Source organism: Amycolatopsis sp. NPDC005961, from assembly GCF_040629235.1.
GTDB classification, from domain to species: domain Bacteria; phylum Actinomycetota; class Actinomycetes; order Mycobacteriales; family Pseudonocardiaceae; genus Amycolatopsis; species Amycolatopsis camponoti.
On record NZ_JBEXVF010000055.1, the window covers coordinates 1 to 16,605 of the forward strand.

Here is a 16,605-nt window from a genome sequence, read left to right on the forward strand (position 1 = left end):
CGCGCTGGACGGTGGTCTCCTCGATCTCGCGGTCGGCGCCGTCGACCTGCACGACGCTGCGGATCAGCCGGACCGAAGCCGGGCTTCGACACCGCCGAGTCGTCGCTGACCTGCGCCGACGTATGGATGAGGAAGCCGGGGACGGCGGTGGCCGGCGCCGCGGCGGTGACCACCGCTCTGGCCTGCTCCTGGCCGGTCGCCGCCGGGACGGTCGCCCCGCTCACGGCGACGGCGAGCACCGCCGCCACCACGAGGGTCCGGGATCTTCTCTGCCGATAGCTCACTAGCGCGCCTCCTAGGCACCGCGGCGGCGTGGGGGTCGAGCGGACCATCGTTAGGGAACTTTCCTAACAATTGCGGACGATCGTAGCGGTCCGGTCATCGGGAGAACAGGGGCGTTTCGGTCGGATCCGGGCCGCCGGCCACACCGCCGCGGTGTGCACGGCCAGCAGGAGCGGCAGTGAGCCGTCCTCCCGGATCCGCCGGGGAAGTGCCTCGCTCAGCGGGACACCGATCAGCTCCGCGGGGCTTGCTACGCCGTGATTCCGAGATCGGCTTTGAAGAGTGCGACCACCTCGAGCCGCTGCCGGTCGACGGCGGTCACGGCGGTCCCCTCGACACCCTCGCCGGACGCGATCTTCGAGTGCGTCTCGATCACCGTGGTCGCGAGGTCCCGGGCGGGCCCGGCCACCTCCCGGCCCGCCAGCACTTCGATCTCGGCCGTGGCGGCGTGCAACCGTGCGTCCTCGGTGCGGCTGCGCTCTCCGGCCATCGCCTGGCCGTAGCTCGCGCTGATCGAGCGCAGGTATTCGGCGTAGGCGGCTTGCTTCAGCTTGCCGAGCGCGTCGTCCCGCTGCCACCGGCGGGCGCGCGATGCCTGCAGCAGCTGGAGGAAACCGCCGACGAGCACGCCGAGCAGTGCCCCGGCCACGCCGACGAGCGCGGTGCCCATCAGGCTTCCGCGTCGAGGTAGACCCACTGGCCGTCATCACGGCGGAAGCGGCTGTTCTCCTCCAGGATCCCGTCCCTGCCGTGGTGGCGGTAGTGCGCCCGGAACTCGACCGTCCCTTCGGCGTGCAGCAGGCCGCCGCCCGTGCGGGCGAGGATCTCCAGCCGCGTCCACTCCTGGCCGGGGTCGAGGCTCAGCCGGCGCGGGCGGGTGTCCGGGTGCCAGGTGCGCAGCAGGTAAGCCGTGTCCCCGACGGCGAACGCGCTGTACCGCGAACGCATCAGCAGCTCGGCCGTCGGCGCCGCGAGGCCGCCGTCGTGGAACCGGCCGCAGCAGGCGGGGTAGGACTCGGCGAGGCCGCACGGGCACGAGGCGGGAGGCATCGGGGAATTCTGCCACGGCGGCCGGGGCGATCCCGGTGAAGATCGCTGTGTGTGGTTCGTGCGTGTTTTCCGGCGGCCGTTCAGGTGCTTTCGACCTCGAGGAGTCTTCGCGATTCGACTGTGTGTTCCCCCGCGCGAGTGATCAGCACCTTGTTGCCTTCGAGGTGTAGGAGGGCTTTGTCGTCCATTGCCCGTACGGTCCGGCGCAGGTTCTTCTGCATCGAGTCCGCTACCCAGGTCGCGAGTTCGCTCAGCGTCGTGGGTGTCGCGCCCCGGTGATAAAGGAGAACGAGCACCGTGTCGCTCGCGCGGAGGTCGGCTCGCAGGATCTTGGGGCGGTCGCCGAACATTTGCACGACCGGGTACTTGCGCGTGACCAGTTCTGTGACGAGCCGTTGGGCTGTGTCGGCATCGACACGTTTGCTCAACCTGACGAACTCGGCGATCACCCAGTCGAGGACGGCGGTGACCAGGGTGGCGTCCTGGAGGTTCGGATCGATCCCGTCGGCAAGATGGGCGATGTCCCGGCTGTTGCGGATGTCGTACACGACGCGTAGCGCTCGAGGTAAGTAGATGCGTACCGCCTTGGGGAAATCGGCGGCGCTCAGGGATTCCAGCGCCCTCGCGGTTTTCTCGGTGTTCAGCTGCTCGCCGATGGGCGTATGCCGACCTCTCGTCATCTGTTCGAGAATCCGGTATGCGGCCTCGCAGAACCTGCCGCCTTCGACAGCGCTGAGGCGATGTCCGCCGAGGAGGTAATTGTGCTTGGCATCTGCGTATGCGTCGAGCAATTCTGTCGCCAGGGTGTGATCGTAGGACGATTCGAGTACGTCTCGGGCGGTGATCACTTGTCACCCTTTTCGTCCGGCGAACTCTTCTTGCTGCCGCCGGACCGCTTCTGCCGGTACGGGTGCTCCTGCAAGGCCGCCTTTACCGCCTCACGGTCCGGTAGGGCCTCGACGACCGCCTCGCCGCGAGTGGTCATCTGCTTCGCTCCTTGTCCTGCCGAGACCACGTAGCCGCTCTGCCGGTCCGCGTTGTCCAAGTCCCTCGGCAGGTTGCCGAACCTCTGCCCGGCCGCCTCGAGGTTGAGAGCGGAGATGTCCGAGGACTTGAAGTGTGGGGTGTCCCGGTGATGGGCGAGGTAGTAGGCGAGGCAGGCGATCCGCTCCACCTGGGAGCCGGGCTTCTTCCGGCTCATGAAGTCGCGAGCGCTGACCGTTGTTCCGCCCGCGCCCGAGGGTGCGTCGGACCGCGGGTTCTCCTGCGGCTGATTCGAGTTCGAACCGGTCGGCGCGAGGTCGGTCAGCCCCAGCGCCTCGATCAGCCACGAGAGCGCGCGCCGGCGGGCTTCCTCCGCGAGCGGACTGAGCGCTTCGAAGGAGGTCTGCATGGCTTTGAGTTCGGCGAGCCCGTTCTCGGCGGAATCAGCTGTTTTCGTTTCCTCGGGCTCGAAATCCGTGTGCACGACGTTGCTCGGCGCTCCGTCTGCGAAGTCGTGTTCGGAGTCTTCCGGAGTCGTCGGTGTCTCGTCGTCCATGGTGATCCTTTCCGGATGATTCGGCGGAGTGCTCCAAAGCTAGCGCCGAGTTGGCGCTTCTCTGTCGCAGTTGTGTCGCACGGCGTTCGGCGTGCCCGGGTGGGAGCGGCATAGCCGCAGGTCGCGATTCCTCCGCGTCACCCGGAAGCGCAGTTTTCCCGCGCTCCGATGTCACTACAATCGTCGCCGTGCAGCTTGGAGGTACCAGTTGTGGCTCAGTCTGACCCCAACGTCCATGCAACGGGCACTCTTCTAAGTCGGCTTCTTGCCGAATCTCCGCCCTATCGGGCGAAGTGGCGGGCCTTGACCTCGCGAGTCACGGGGAAGCTAAATCAGTCCGCGATCGCGAAGGTGATCGAACACTACTTGTGGGAGCAAGACCCGACAGGGGCTGAACGTACGGCGCGCATGCTCAAGGACCGGGTGGGCCGAGCCTTGACCGGACAGACTCTCTCGTTCCAGACGCTGACCTGGTTCCTCGAAGCGTTCGAAATGACGGACACGGACCGGACGCACCTTTGCGAGGTCTACGAAGGCCGGCACACCCCGACCAGTGAAATCGCCCATACGTTACGAAGCAGGCGGGAGATGATCCGCGGGCAGCGGCATCGCACGATCAACCTGGTCGAGCGGTATGACGTCACCGACGGGCGCCTGAACGTGCGTCGCGTGGCGCACACGATCCGGGCGATCGAGGACGGCGTGGATATCTACCTCTTCAACCACGAACCGGAGGCCTCTCGGATCGAGGTCGCTTTCGGTGGGCAGCTCGGGCAGAGCCATGAGTACGGTCGCGGCCTGCGGAGCGTCGAGATCGAACTCGACCGGCCGCTGCAGAAAGACGAGACAGCGGCACTTGAGTACTGCGCTGTCTTCGACCGGCGTTCCGCAGGTCTGACGGAAGTGCGAAGAGCGGCGTTCGCCAGAGCCGAGAACGTCGACATGGCTGTCGTGTTCACCGGCAGAGTCCCACACCGAGTTTGGTGGTGCGTGTGGGCGGACCACCTCGACGGCTCACCGGTCGACGAGCAATCGATCGAGCTCGTCAACTCCGCGACGAGGAGGTTCGTCCGGTCGATGGAGAACACGGTCGTGGGCTTCCGGTGGGAATGGTGACGACGACCCGCCCGGCAGCGGCGGTCACCCAGTCCGCTGAGGACTATTCGGCGTTGACCGGCTTCCCGGTCTCCCGCGCTTCCTGGGCTCCCCGCACCGCGAGCCGGTCGGCGCGCTCGTTCTCCGGGTGTCCCGCGTGGCCCTTGACCCACAGCCATTCGACCTCGTGGAGACCCGCCGCCGCGTCCAGGCGCTGCCACAGGTCCGCGTTCTTCACCGGCTGGCGCGCCGCCGTCTGCCAGCCGTTGCTCTTCCAGCGGGGCAGCCACTGCATGATCCCGTTGCGCACGTACGTGCTGTCCGTGAACACGCGGACCTGCGACGGCCGGGTCAGGCTCTCCAGCGCCCGGATCGGCGCCGTCAGCTCCATCCGGTTGTTCGTCGTCGGCGTGGCTTCGCCGCCGTAGAGCTCACGCTCGTGCCGCCCGTAGCGGAGGACCGCGCCCCAGCCGCCCGGTCCCGGGTTCCCGCTGCACGCGCCGTCGGTGAAGATCTCCACGTCCACGCGGTGACCCTATCGGTCCCGGCCCTCGCCCCGGCCCGCCACGCCGGGTTAACGTGGAGATCCGGAGGGGAGCCATGAGCGGGCACGACGACACGGCCGAGGGAGCGCTCCTGGCCTATCTCGCCGACGTCGATCGCGACTACCTGCTCGCCAGGGGCACCCGCCGCCGGTTCCGCGCGAACGACGTCGTCCTCATGGAGGGCGACCCATCCAACCACGTCCACGTGCTGGTGTCCGGCTGGGTGCGCGTCTCCACGATCGTCGAGGACGGCCGCGAGGTCCTCTTCGGCCTGCGCGGCCCCGGCGAGGTGCTCGGCGACCTCGCCGCCGTCACCGGGCGGCCGCGCTCGGCGTCGGTGCGCGCGATCGAACCCTGCGTCGTCTTCCAGCTGACCGGCGCGGAGTTCGTCGACGTCCTGCACACCCGGCCCGAGATCGCCATCGCGACGATCAAGACCGTCGCGGCCCGGCTCCGCAGCGCCGAGTCGGCCCGGGTCGACGCCGCGGCCTTCGACGTCAGCCGCCGCGTCGCGGTGGTCCTGGTCCGGCTGGCCGAGGAGCGCGGCCGGCGCGTGCCCGAGGGCGTGATAGTCGAAGGCTCGCAGGAGGACATCGGAGCGCAGATCGGCGCGGCCCGGCGTACCGTCGCACGGGCGTTGCGCATGCTGCGGGAGCGGGGGATCGTCGAGACCGGCCGCGGCCGGATCCTCATCCGCGAGCTGCGCGTGCTGCGCGCCTTCGCCCGTTCTGAGCCAAACGGCACACACCGCCCGTGACAGCGGACCTCTGAGCGAACCCCGCCCCGGCGCGATCCTGGGTTCCGGCCGGAAAAAGAAATCGGATGCCGACCGGCCGGATTTCCGTTTCGAGCGAGGTCGGGGAGTGCTTTGCCGTGAACGTCTACTGCAAGATCTTGACCCTGGTGAAATCGGTCTTCGCCGCGTTCGTGGTCGGTGCTGTCGCGGGTTTCCTGGCGGCCACCGGAAACGCGACGGAGCCGGCCGCGCCGGCGTCACACGGCTCCGCCCCGTTCTCCGCCTCGGCTTGGGTGCAGCGATGAGGAGGTGTGTGTGATGGAGAGCCACTTGATCTGGGCGCTGATCTTCGGCGCGAACTGATCCGCGCACGTCCCGGTCGGCCGGCTCGTGGGGGGTCGGCCGGCCGGGCATTTCCGTGAATTCCGGTGTCCGCGATCTGTCACGCCCCACGCGGAACGTTCTTGGTAATGTTGGCTGTCATTTTCACCGCGGCTCCGGAAGGGGGTGGGATGCGGCCGGAGAACTCCTTCCCGTTCGTGCGCGAGCTGAACGAACTGCGCCGCGGCCGCGGGCTCGACGCGGCCGACCTGCACCAGCGGATCGGTCCCTGCCTGCGCGAGGCGTGCGCGATCACCGAGGCCGACCAGCCCTCCGCCGCCCGGCAGAAGCTCGTCCTGCGGCTCACCGAGCTGTGCGGCCGGCTCCCGGCCGACCTGCGGCTGGCCGCGCTCGCCGCGCTGGGCCTGCACGAGGAGGCCGCGGGGGAGTTCCTGGACCGGCGGATCTCGTGGCTGGCCAGCGTCCTGGACCGCGACCCGCGCACCGCGCGACGGCGGATCGACCTCGCGTTCCGCCGGCTCGACGAGCTGCTCGGCGCGCCCCCGCCGGACCGCGACCGGCACCCGCTGGCCGGCTGGTACGCCGAGTCCACGAAGGCAGTGCTCCGGCTCGACCGCGACCCGCCGGACCTGCAGGAGGAGCGCCGGATCGTCGCGGAGGTCGACGAGCTCGACGAGCTCGTGCTCTCGTTCAGCGTCCCGGCCGAGCCGGGCAGCGACCCGGTGCCGGACATCTCCGCCGAAGTCCTGTTCGGCGGCGAGATCGTCGAAGCGCGCCAGGTTTCGGTGAGCCACGCGCAGTTCGTCATGCGGCTGCCCAGCCCGCTGCGGCTCGGTCAGCGGCACGAGTACGGGATCCGCTTCGCGCCGCGGCGCACGTCGCTGCGGCCGTACTACGTCATGACGCCCCTGCGCCGCTGCGAAGAGTTCGCGGTGCGGGTCCGGTTCGACCGCGCGAACCCGCCGCCGCGCGTGTGGCGGCTCAACGGCGTCCCGGGCCGGGTCGTGGACGACGGCGTCGACTCCGGTGACGCGCTGACGGTCAACCGGGTCGGCGAGGTGGCGCTGGAGTTCCACGACCTGCACCAGGGGCTGAGCTACGGCCTGCAGTGGTCCTTCGACCCCCGGGAGGACTGAGCCCATGCGCACCGTCCCGGTGGCCGCGACGGTCGTCCGGATCGGGATCGTCGCCCCCAGCCGCGGCGGCACCGCCCGCGCGGTGCACCTCGGCGCCACCCTCGACGGGGTGCTGGACGAGGTGTTCGACCGCGTCCCGGTGCCGTACCGCACGCCGACCTGGTACCGCCGGCCGGAAGGGGACAACGCGACGCTGGTCATCCCGCCGAGCGTGCCGCTGCGGTGGGTCGCGACCGGGTTCGCCGGCGAGCTGGACGCGGCGCTGCGGCGACGCAACCGTCACCTCAACGAGTTCGGCAGGCTGCGGCTGAGGCTGGCCGCCGACCACGGCGACGTCGTGCTGCGGCCGCCGAACTTCGGTGGCGCCGCGATCGCGCTGGCGGTCTGGCTGTGCGAGTCGGAGGTGCTGAAGACGGCGATGGGCGCGGAGCCCGGGCGCGATCAGCTGCTGATCGTCTCCGACCGGTTCCACGCGGCGATCGACGACGTCCCGGGGTTCCGGCGCGTCGTCGTCCCCGCCGGCGGCGAGCGCGAAATCGCCTGGGTGTCGACCGGTCCGGATACTGGGACGCGGAATACCGGCTCTCGCGACGGGTTGGCACCGTCGTAGCCGAGGAGAAGGGCCCGCGATGAGCACGTTCACGAGCGAGTGGCAGGACTGGAAGACCCACCGCGAGGAGGACCTCGCGGCACCCCACGGCTGGCTGGCGCTGGTGTCGCTCGACTGGCTGACCGACGCCCCGCGTGAGTACCCGGGCATCCCGGGCCGCTGGTGGCAGGACGCCGAAGCGGCGTACGTCGACCCGGCCGGCGCGGCCCTCGCGCACGAGGGTTCCCCGATCACGGAGACCCGCCGGTTCGAGCTGGTCAACAGCGGCGCGGGCACGCGCGTGCTGGCCGGCGACGTCGAGATCGAGGTCGCCCGCCGTTCGGGGTACCTGATCCGCGTGCACGACCCGAAGGCCGAGGTGCTGCGCGAGTTCCACGGCGTCCCGGCGTACGAGCCGTCGCCGTCCTGGGTGGTCACGGGCCGTTTCGAGCCGTTCGACGAGCCGCGGCCCACGACGGTCGGTGCGGTGGTGGAGGGCTTGAGTCACGTCTACACGGCGCCGGGCCTGGTCCACTTCTCCGTCGGGGGAGCGCCGCACACGCTGACGGCGTTCAACGGCAAGGACGGCGGCTTCAGCATCCTGTTCACGGACGAGACGAGCGGCGTCACGACGTACGCGGCGAACCGCTCGCTGCCGGTCGGCGCGCCCGCCCCGGACGGGACGGTGACCCTGGACTTCAACCGGGCGGTGAACCTGCCGTGCGCGTTCACGGACTTCGCGACGTGCCCCCTGCCGCCGGCGGGCAACCACCTGCCGTTGGCGGTGGAGGCGGGGGAGAAGATCCCGTACGAGCGCGGGTGACTCCCCCGCTGTCCCCTAGGGCCTGTCCTCAAAGCCAGATGATCAGCGTGGCCAGATCGATCATGCCTCGATAGGAGATAGCGGTCTTGTCGAAGCGGGTAGCGATGGCGCGGAACTGCTTGAACCGGTTGAAGCAGCGCTCGACGATGTTGCGGCGTCGGTAGGCGGTGCGGTCGAAGGCCGTTGGGCGTCCACCGGCCCGGCCGCGGCGCAGCCGGTTGGCCTGCTGGTCACGGCGTTCCGGGATCGTCGCCGGGATGCGGCGTCGGCGCAGGTAGGAGCGGATCGCCCGGCTGGAGTAGCCCTTGTCCGCCAGCACTCTGCTCGGCCGGGTCGCCGGGCGGCCCGGGCCCGACCGACGGAAGGCGATCTTGGCCATGACCTGGGTGACCATCGTGCAGTCGTTGACGTTGCCTCCGGTCAGCACCACCGACAACGGCCGACCATGACCATCGCACGCGAGGTGGATCTTGGTGGTGGGTCCACCGCGGGACCGGCCGATGGCATGATCACCTGGCTCGCTCTGCCCGCCGCAGAATCCGATCGCCCCCTGTGTGAGACGCCGGGACACGGCGAGCACCGGCGGCGTGCTGATGGGCTCGCACGATGCTGGAGTCGACCGACACTTCCCGGTCGAGTTCGTCGATCGCCTCGGCGATAACCTGCACCTGCGTCACCAGCGTGGACAGGGTGCCGGTGCGTGACCAGCGCCAGAACCGGTTGTAGACCGTCTTCCACGGCCCATAGCGTTCCGGCAGGTCCCGCCACGCCACTCCGGTCTTGGCTTTGAACAACATCCCGTTGATGACCCGGCGGTCATCCACCCGTGGACGCCCCTTCGCGCCCGACGCTGGCAGCAATGGCTGGATGACCTGCCAGTGCTCATCGGTCAGCTCATGCCTACGCACCACAACCAAAGATCAAAGCAGATCACTCGCACCAGCTTTGAGGACAGGCCCTAGTGGGCCACGTCGATGACGACGCGGTTGGGCCCGGTGAGCGTGAAGACGTTCACCGCGGTCCGCGACCGCACGCCGAGCCCGATGGTCAGCTCCGCTTCGAAGTCCCCGGTGACGGCGACGGCCATGACGTTCGAGAGGTTCCGCGTCCGGAACTTCTGCGGCCCGGTGTAGGTGGGGTTCCCGGCATCGTCGTGCGCGGCGGCGTGCGACACGGCGACGTTGACGAAGTACTGCCCGGTGAGCCACACGATTTCCCCGCTGGGGTCGGAGGTGAGCTCGTCGACGAGCTGGTAGCTGACGGTGGGCGTGCCGCCGGGCCCGAGGTCGAGCACGACCCGGTCGAAGGTGGGGTTGTTCCCGGTCCGGATGGTGGTGAGGGTGGGAACGCTGTTGACGGCCTGAGCCGGCGCGGCGGCGGCGACGCTCGCCGCGAGCAGCAGGGTGATGGCGAGAAGGGCGCGTCTGACGGGTCTGGACATGGTGGACCTCCTGGGTGAACCGGTGGAAGTCCCAGCGCTGGGTCATCGGGAGACGTCCGGTTCGTCCGGGAGTTGCGCGGGAGTCCCTTATCGTTACCCGGCTGCTCCGGACGGGTCGGCCGGTCAGTCTTCTCTGCGCAGCGAGAAGATCGATCCGTCGGGCGTCGCGGAGACCGCTTCGCGTTGGTTTGCTTCGCGATCGCGGTCCGGCACTCCGGAGAGGCGTTCGGCGAACGACCTCTGCGCCTCCGAGACGTCTTCGGCTTCTCCTCGGGTGAGTTGCTCGTCGACCCGGGTGTCGATCGCGTGCCGGACGGTGAGGCGGGCTCCGTCGAAGCTGAAGGTCACGCTGGTTCCCGTGGCCGAGCCGAACGGCGTCTCGAACGTCACCCGGTCGCGTGACTGACGAGTGAGACGGTTACGCATGATTCCGGGTGCCCACCGATCGAGCGCGCTGAGGTTGCCTCCGAAGTCGGCGAGCGTGGCCCATGCGGTGCGCACCGACGCGCTGACGAGCCGGGTCGGCGACATCTGCGCGTCGTTGGTGAATCGGAACGAGTGAGCGTCTTCGATCGTCCCGGAGGTCACTTCGTAGGAAGGCTCCTCCTCGTCGGGTGGATCGATGGCGTAGTAGAACAGCCCGTCGTCGGAGGTGATCGTCGAAACTGCCAGGCCGGCAGGCGTCCGGCCCCCGACGGTAACGCCCCCGAGCTGCTCGACCGCGTGCGCGAGCTGCCTCGGGCCATAGCTCCGGGACTTGGTGCCTTTGCACTCGAGGACGCGCACCCGGTATCGGGTGCGCAGCGAAGGATCGTGCACGACGAGCAGGTAGTCGGGACGCAGGGTGCCGGTTTTCCGCACCGTCTGACGGGCGCCGGCAGCGTAGACGTATCGGTCGTCCAGCGCCGCGTCGATGTCGACGACGCTGATGGGTACGTTCGTGGCGCCACTGTGCCCGACCCAGTGCAGCGCCAAGAGAGCTCCGAAAGCGATGCCCATCTCTTCGGAAGTCACTCGCCGCTGGTTGCCCGTGATGCGGCGCCCGGCCGCGCTGACACTGAGTCCGGTCAGGGGGTACCCGGAGTCCTCCAGATCGAAGAAACCCAGGTAACGCAACAGTCCCCACTGCACGTAGACGTCGTGGAGATCAGCTTGGTAGCGCGGCCGGGTGACGTAGGACAGCAGATGTAGCACTTCGCACGGCCGGAAGCGGACACCACCGTGCAAGCCGGAGGCCGGTAACAGGGGTTTGGACATGACCGAGCTCTGCTTCTTCGCCAGGCTCAGCGCGAGCGCGTGATCGCTTCGACCTCGAATATGGGTCTCTGTGCGCATCACCGCCAGGGCGCGATCGAGATCCATGTCGTCTCCCCTCGTCACTGTGCCGCCGACGTCACCAGCCGCGTTCGCGCCATTCGCCGAGCTTCGGGCGCTCCGCGCCCAGCGTCGAGTCGTCCCCATGCCCCGGGTAGAACCACGTCTCGTCCGGCAGCTCGTCGAAGATCCGTGACGACACGTCGTCCAGCAACGACGAGAAGTCCTCCGGCGACGTGGTCCGCCCGATCCCGCCCGGGAACAGCGAGTCCCCGGTGAACAGGTGCGGATGCCCAGCCGGATCGCGGTACAGCAAAGCGATCGACCCCGGTGTGTGCCCCCTCAAATGGATCACCGAAAGAGTGACCTGCCCCACCGAAAGAGTGTCCCCGTGCTCCACCAAAAAGTCCGGCGGCACCGGCAACGGCGAAGCGTCCAGAGGGTGCGCCGCCGTGTTGGCTCCGTTGGCGCCGGCCACCGCGCCCAGTGCCTGCCAGTGGTCCTGGTGCTGGTGGGTGGTGACGACCGTCTTCAACGCCGGGCGGTCGGGGCCGTGGCCGATCAGGTCCGAGATGCGGTCCGGGTCGTTCGCCGCGTCGATGAGCAGGGCCTCGTTGTCCGCCCGGCACACCAGCAGGTACGCGTTGTTGTCCATCGGGCCGACGGACAGCTTGGTGATGGTCAGCGCGTCCAGGGTGCGCCGGGAGGCGTCGCCGCCCGGGTCGACGTGCCCCGTGTAGGTCTCCACGATGTTCACCTGGCACACGGTAGTCGTTTCGCTCCAACCGGTTCCACCCGCACAAGCGCGCGGCCGCCCCGCCACGTAGGCTCACGGCGACCCCCAGCCCAGCCGACCTCAGGACGACCGTGCCCACCTCCCCGACGCCGCGCCGGATCAGCTGGGACCTCCTCCGCGTCGTCGCCGTCTTCGCGGTGATCCTCGGGCACGTCACCCACCAGGGCGCGCTCCTGCACCCGGAGTTGACGGGGTACCCCGTCAGGGTGACAGCGCAGTTCGGCGCCGCGATCCTGCTGGTGATCTCCGCCTTCTTCGTTTGCGCGAGCCTCCGCAAGGGCAATCCGCGCCGGTGGCTGTGGAACCGCGTCGCGCGCCTCGTGCCCGCCTACTTCGTCGCCGTCCTGGTGACCTACGTCGTGACGCGGTGGGCCGCCATCTCCTTCAGCGGCCTGCCCTACCCGTCCGGAGTCACCGGGTTCCTCTTCGGCGTGCCGCAGGGGCTGCCGTCGAACCCGTCGCCGTGGTACATCCCGACCGGGCTCGACCTGGTCGCGAACCTCGGCATGGTGCAGGAGTGGGGCATCCGGTCGGAGACGTTCTACTACCTCGACGGCTCCTACTGGACGCTGCCGGTGCAGCTGCTGGCCTTCACCGGCGCCGCCCTCCTGTGGCCGCGGTCGTGGCGCACCCACCGGCTGACCGTCGCCCTGCTCTGGGCCCTGATCCTCGTCCCGCTCGCACTGCGCTTCGTCGTCTTCGCGCCGGGGACGGCGAGCCCGGTCGTCGAGACGTTCTACTACGGCCTGGGCCTGCACCGGCTGCACGTCTTCGCCATCGGCATCGCGCTGTGGCTCTGGTCTCAACGCCGGCTCAAGACGTGGCACGCCGCGCTGTTCGTGGTCGCCGCCGTCGCCGCGCAGGACCTGCAGGTCTTCCCGTTCCACGTCGCGCTGCCGCAGGACGCCCTACGCTGGCCGTCCACGATCGGGTTCGCCGTGCTCCTGCTGCTGGTCTGCCTGGCCGCCCGCGGCCCGGACTGGCGGTTCCCCGGACTGGCGAGGATCGCCCCGGCCGTCACCTGGCTCGCGGGCATCTCGTATGGTCTTTACCTGGTGCACCAGGAGCTGGGTTACGTCCTGGCCCGCGCCCTGCTCGACGCCGGCCTGCCCGGCTGGCTGCGGCTCCCCGTGGTCGTCGGCGCCGCCGTACTGGCGGGCTGGGCGGTCACCGCGGGGGTCGAACGGCCGGTCCACCGGTGGCTCACCACCCGCCGGAAGCCGGAAGAACCGCAGGTCAAAGACGCGGAGCCAGTTTCTGTCGGTGGTGGCTCGTAGCATGGAGAGGCCGCCCGTGCAGCCTCCTCTCCGGGCCGGCAACCGCAGCTGAGAATGACACTGAAGGGACCCTGGCGTGGCTGATCGCCTCGTTGTTCGCGGTGCCCGCGAGCACAACCTCCGCGGAGTGGATCTCGACCTGCCCCGCGACAGCCTGATCGTTTTCACCGGTCTGTCCGGGTCCGGGAAGTCGAGCCTCGCCTTCGACACCATCTTCGCCGAAGGGCAGCGGCGCTACGTCGAGTCGCTCTCGGCGTACGCCCGCCAGTTCCTGGGGCAGATGGACAAGCCGGACGTCGACTTCATCGAGGGCCTCTCGCCCGCGGTGTCGATCGACCAGAAGTCCACCTCGCGCAACCCGCGCTCGACCGTGGGCACGATCACCGAGGTCTACGACTACCTGCGCCTGCTCTACGCCCGCGCCGGCAAGGCGCACTGCCCCAAGTGCGGCGAGCCGATCAGCAAGCAGACCCCGCAGCAGATCGTCGACCAGGTGCTGGAGATGGACGAAGGCGTCCGTTTCCAGGTGCTCGCGCCGGTCGTGCGCGGGCGCAAGGGCGAGTACGTCGACCTGTTCGAGAACCTGCAGCAGCAGGGCTACGCGCGCGTGGTCGTCGACGGCACGGTGTACCCGCTCACCGATCCGCCGAAGCTGAAGAAGCAGGAGAAGCACCAGATCGGCGTGGTCATCGACCGCCTGAGCGTGAAGTCGTCTTCGCGCCAGCGGCTCACCGACTCGGTCGAGACGGCGCTGCGGCTGGCCGACGGCCTGGTCGAGCTGGAGTTCGTCGACCTGCCCGAGAACGACCCGAACCGGATCCGCGGCTTCTCCGAGAACCTGGCCTGCCCCAACGGCCACCCCCTGGCCATCGAGGACCTCGAGCCCCGCTCGTTCTCCTTCAACTCGCCCTACGGCGCCTGCCCCGTGTGCACCGGTATCGGCATCCGCAAGGAGGTCGACCCGGAGCTGGTGGTCCCGGACGACGAGCTGTCGCTGGCCGAGGGCGCGATCGCGCCGTGGTCGGGCGGGCAGAGCGCGGACTACTTCATCCGGCTGCTGGAGTCGCTGTCGGAGACCATCGGCTTCCGGATGGACACGCCGTGGCGCCGGCTGCCGGCGCGCGCCCAGAAGGCCGTCCTGCACGGCGTCGACGAACAGGTCCACGTCCGCTACAAGAACCGCTACGGCCGCCAGCGGTCGTACTACGCGGCCTTCGAGGGCGTCATCCCGTTCCTCGAGCGGCGGCAGGAGCAGACCGAGTCCGAGTACATGCGCGAGCGGTACGAGGGCTACATGCGCGAGGTGCCGTGCCCGGCCTGCCAGGGCACCCGGCTCAAGCCGGAGATCCTCGCCGTCACGCTGCAGCACAAGACCCGCGGTGACATGTCGATCGCCGAGGTCTGCGCGCTGTCCATCGCGGAGGCGTCGCAGTTCCTCGACGAGCTGGAGCTCGGGCAGCGCGAGTCGATGATCGCCGGCGCGGTGCTCAAGGAGATCCAGGCCCGCCTGCGCTTCCTGCTCGACGTCGGCCTGACGTACCTCTCGCTCGACCGCGCGTCGGCCACTCTTTCGGGTGGTGAAGCGCAGCGGATCCGGCTCGCCACGCAGATCGGGTCCGGTCTGGTCGGCGTGCTCTACGTCCTGGACGAGCCGTCGATCGGCCTGCACCAGCGCGACAACCACCGGCTGATCGAGACGCTGACCCGGCTGCGGAACCTGGGCAACACGCTGATCGTCGTCGAGCACGACGAAGACACGATCCGCTCCAGCGACTGGGTGGTCGACATCGGCCCGGGCGCGGGCGAGCACGGCGGCCACATCGTCCACAGTGGACCGTACAAGAAGCTGCTCAAGAGCAAGGAGTCGCTGACCGGGCAGTACCTGTCGGGGCGGCGGAGGATCGAGATCCCGGCGATCCGGCGGCCGATCGACAAGAAGCGGCAGCTGACCGTGGTCGGTGCGCGCGAGCACAACCTGCGCGGGCTCGACGTCTCGTTCCCGCTCGGCTGCCTGGTCTCGGTCACCGGCGTCTCGGGCTCGGGCAAGTCGACGCTGGTGAACGACATCCTCGCGACGGTGCTGGCGAACAAGCTCAACGGCGCCCGCCAGGTGCCGGGCCGCCACACCCGGGTCAACGGCCTGGGCAACGTCGACAAGCTGGTGCGCGTCGACCAGTCGCCGATCGGGCGGACCCCGCGGTCCAACCCGGCGACCTACACCGGCGTCTGGGACCACGTGCGGAAGCTGTTCGCGGCGACGACCGAGGCGAAGGTCCGCGGCTACCAGCAGGGCCGGTTCTCGTTCAACGTCAAGGGCGGCCGCTGCGAGGCGTGCGCCGGCGACGGCACGATCAAGATCGAGATGAACTTCCTGCCGGACGTCTACGTCCCCTGCGAGGTCTGCAAGGGCGCGCGGTACAACCGGGAAACCCTCGAGGTGCACTACAAGGGCAAGACCGTCTCGGACGTGCTCGACATGCCCATCGAGGAGGCCGCGGAGTTCTTCGAGCCGATCAAGGCCATCCACCGCCACCTGCAGACGCTGGTGGACGTCGGCCTCGGCTACGTCCGGCTCGGCCAGCCCGCGCCGACGCTCTCCGGTGGCGAGGCGCAGCGCGTCAAGCTGGCCAGCGAGCTGCAGAAGCGCTCGACCGGCAAGACCGTCTACATCCTCGACGAGCCGACCACCGGCCTGCACTTCGAGGACATCAACAAGCTGATCGGCGTGATCAACGGGCTGGTCGACAAGGGCAACTCGGTGATCGTCATCGAGCACAACCTCGACGTGATCAAGACGTCCGACTGGATCATCGACATGGGTCCCGAGGGCGGCAACGGCGGCGGCACGATCGTCGCCGAGGGCACGCCGGAGCACATCGCGAGCGTCGAGGAGAGCTACACGGGCGAGTTCCTGCGCACCGTCCTCACCGCCGAGTAGCGGCTCACCGCTCCTTCCCGGTGGTCTGGTGGACCACCGGGGAGAGCGGGCCGTAGTGCAGTGTCCGGAGCCGGTAGGCCGAGCCCTCCTCACCCGGGAGGACGGACAAGGCGCACGTCGTCGCGTCCGGGTCGGTCACCTCGACCGGGTCGAAGTCCGGCGCGCCCGGCCGCCGGATCTCCAGGAGGAATCCGGCTTCGTCGCTCGTGCGGTCGGCCCACGTGAAAGTCACCGTGTCGCCGGAGGCCACCTCGTGCAGCTCGGTCGACACCGGGCCGGTGAACGGCTGCTCCCGGTAGTAGAACGGCGTCTCCGGGATCAGGTCCGGGTGGTGGTAGCTCGTCGTGTGGGCGGGCAGGAACCGCAGTGTCGTCCACGGCCCGGCGGGGTCGTTCGCGTACTCGACGCGGTGGCCCGCCCCGTCGTCCGGCCACGTCAACACCACGTCGGTCGGTGACGTCAGCGACGCGGTGAACGACGGCGGCGGCGCCGGGGTGGAACAGCCCGCGGCCAGCAGCGCCACGCAGAAGAGGGGTTTCACGGACACGGCGGCTCCCGAGGTGAAGCGGGGGCGGCGGCGAATGTGATCAGCTTAGGAACCCCGCCCGTACGGCGACAAGGTCGTGCCGATCACCGGAACGCACCAATCCGGCCCCGGACCGGCACCGAACCGCCCGAAACCCCACTGAACCGTTTCGTGC

The 16,605-nt window shown here is 69.3% G+C and carries 18 protein-coding genes and 1 pseudogene; 8 read left to right on the forward strand and 11 right to left on the reverse strand.

All coding sequences use genetic code 11. The features are described 5' to 3' along the window. The 5 genes from ABZ342_RS35605 to ABZ342_RS35625 form a co-directional block, all read right to left on the reverse strand. Positions 1-239 (reverse strand): hypothetical protein (locus ABZ342_RS35605; protein ID WP_360482654.1); only part of this gene is annotated, 239 nt, incomplete at its 3' end. Between the two features lie 293 nt (positions 240-532). Next, complete coding sequence (locus ABZ342_RS35610) at positions 533-952, reverse strand: hypothetical protein (RefSeq protein ID WP_360482657.1); 420 nt, start codon at positions 950-952, stop codon at positions 533-535. Next, a complete protein-coding gene (locus ABZ342_RS35615) occupies positions 952-1,332 on the reverse strand; it encodes a YchJ family metal-binding protein (RefSeq protein WP_360482660.1) in 381 nt (126 codons plus the stop codon). Before ABZ342_RS35615 ends, ABZ342_RS35610 begins: the two co-directional genes overlap by 1 nt. An 80-nt stretch (positions 1,333-1,412) precedes the next feature. Further along, positions 1,413-2,180, reverse strand: a complete 768-nt coding sequence (locus ABZ342_RS35620) for a hypothetical protein (protein ID WP_360482663.1) — start codon at positions 2,178-2,180, stop codon at positions 1,413-1,415. After that, on the reverse strand, positions 2,177-2,872 hold the full coding sequence (locus tag ABZ342_RS35625) for a hypothetical protein (RefSeq protein ID WP_360482666.1): 696 nt from the start codon (positions 2,870-2,872) through the stop codon (positions 2,177-2,179). The genes ABZ342_RS35620 and ABZ342_RS35625 overlap by 4 nt, the downstream gene beginning before the upstream one ends. 351 nt (positions 2,873-3,223) lie before the next feature. On the opposite strand from ABZ342_RS35625, the gene ABZ342_RS35630 reads away from it, so the two are divergent. After that, positions 3,224-3,988: a hypothetical protein gene (locus ABZ342_RS35630; protein ID WP_360482669.1), complete on the forward strand. Its 765-nt coding sequence runs from the start codon at positions 3,224-3,226 to the stop codon at positions 3,986-3,988. Positions 3,989-4,031: 43 nt separating this feature from the next. On the opposite strand, the gene rnhA is transcribed toward ABZ342_RS35630, so the two are convergent. Then, on the reverse strand, positions 4,032-4,493 hold the full coding sequence (rnhA, locus tag ABZ342_RS35635; protein WP_360482672.1) for a ribonuclease HI: 462 nt from the start codon (positions 4,491-4,493) through the stop codon (positions 4,032-4,034). Between the two features lie 74 nt (positions 4,494-4,567). Here rnhA and ABZ342_RS35640 point away from each other — a divergent pair, with 74 nt between their 5' ends. The 5 genes from ABZ342_RS35640 to ABZ342_RS35660 all read left to right on the forward strand — a co-directional run bounded on the left by ABZ342_RS35640 (position 4,568) and on the right by ABZ342_RS35660 (position 8,138). Then, complete coding sequence (locus ABZ342_RS35640; RefSeq protein ID WP_360482675.1) at positions 4,568-5,269, forward strand: Crp/Fnr family transcriptional regulator; 702 nt, start codon at positions 4,568-4,570, stop codon at positions 5,267-5,269. A 65-nt stretch (positions 5,270-5,334) separates the two neighbouring features. Continuing rightward, positions 5,335-5,553, forward strand: coding sequence for a hypothetical protein (locus ABZ342_RS35645; RefSeq protein ID WP_155546175.1), 219 nt, complete (start codon positions 5,335-5,337; stop codon positions 5,551-5,553). Positions 5,554-5,760: 207 nt separating this feature from the next. Next, on the forward strand, positions 5,761-6,726 hold the full coding sequence (locus tag ABZ342_RS35650) for a hypothetical protein (protein ID WP_360482678.1): 966 nt from the start codon (positions 5,761-5,763) through the stop codon (positions 6,724-6,726). 4 nt (positions 6,727-6,730) lie between these two features. After that, positions 6,731-7,336 (forward strand): hypothetical protein, encoded by a 606-nt coding sequence (locus ABZ342_RS35655; protein ID WP_360482681.1) that lies wholly within the window; start codon positions 6,731-6,733, stop codon positions 7,334-7,336. Positions 7,337-7,355: 19 nt separating this feature from the next. After that, positions 7,356-8,138, forward strand: coding sequence for a DUF1684 domain-containing protein (locus tag ABZ342_RS35660; RefSeq protein ID WP_360482684.1), 783 nt, complete (start codon positions 7,356-7,358; stop codon positions 8,136-8,138). Positions 8,139-8,166: 28 nt separating this feature from the next. Here the strand turns inward: ABZ342_RS35660 and ABZ342_RS35665 are convergent. The 4 genes and pseudogenes from ABZ342_RS35665 to ABZ342_RS35680 all read right to left on the reverse strand — a co-directional run bounded on the left by ABZ342_RS35665 (position 8,167) and on the right by ABZ342_RS35680 (position 11,650). Beyond that, positions 8,167-9,055 (reverse strand): annotated as a pseudogene (locus tag ABZ342_RS35665) (IS5 family transposase). 41 nt (positions 9,056-9,096) lie between these two features. Continuing rightward, positions 9,097-9,579 carry a hypothetical protein gene (locus ABZ342_RS35670; RefSeq protein WP_360482687.1) on the reverse strand — a complete coding sequence of 161 codons (483 nt, stop codon included), beginning with the start codon at positions 9,577-9,579 and terminating at the stop codon, positions 9,097-9,099. 123 nt (positions 9,580-9,702) lie between these two features. Beyond that, entirely contained in the window at positions 9,703-10,941 is a 1,239-nt protein-coding gene (locus ABZ342_RS35675; RefSeq protein ID WP_360482690.1) for a hypothetical protein, read from the reverse strand. 31 nt (positions 10,942-10,972) lie between these two features. Beyond that, a complete protein-coding gene (locus tag ABZ342_RS35680; protein WP_360482693.1) occupies positions 10,973-11,650 on the reverse strand; it encodes an MBL fold metallo-hydrolase in 678 nt (225 codons plus the stop codon). Positions 11,651-11,760: 110 nt separating this feature from the next. Between ABZ342_RS35680 and ABZ342_RS35685 the strand changes: the two genes are divergently transcribed. Both ABZ342_RS35685 and uvrA read left to right on the forward strand, forming a co-directional pair. Further along, positions 11,761-12,966 carry an acyltransferase gene (locus ABZ342_RS35685; protein ID WP_360482696.1) on the forward strand — a complete coding sequence of 402 codons (1,206 nt, stop codon included), beginning with the start codon at positions 11,761-11,763 and terminating at the stop codon, positions 12,964-12,966. A gap of 76 nt (positions 12,967-13,042) precedes the next feature. Next, entirely contained in the window at positions 13,043-15,904 is a 2,862-nt protein-coding gene (gene uvrA / locus ABZ342_RS35690) for an excinuclease ABC subunit UvrA (RefSeq protein ID WP_360482699.1), read from the forward strand. Positions 15,905-15,908: 4 nt separating this feature from the next. On the opposite strand, the gene ABZ342_RS35695 is transcribed toward uvrA, so the two are convergent. Further along, positions 15,909-16,451, reverse strand: coding sequence for a fibronectin type III domain-containing protein (locus tag ABZ342_RS35695; RefSeq protein ID WP_360482702.1), 543 nt, complete (start codon positions 16,449-16,451; stop codon positions 15,909-15,911). Positions 16,452-16,605 lie beyond the last annotated feature (154 nt).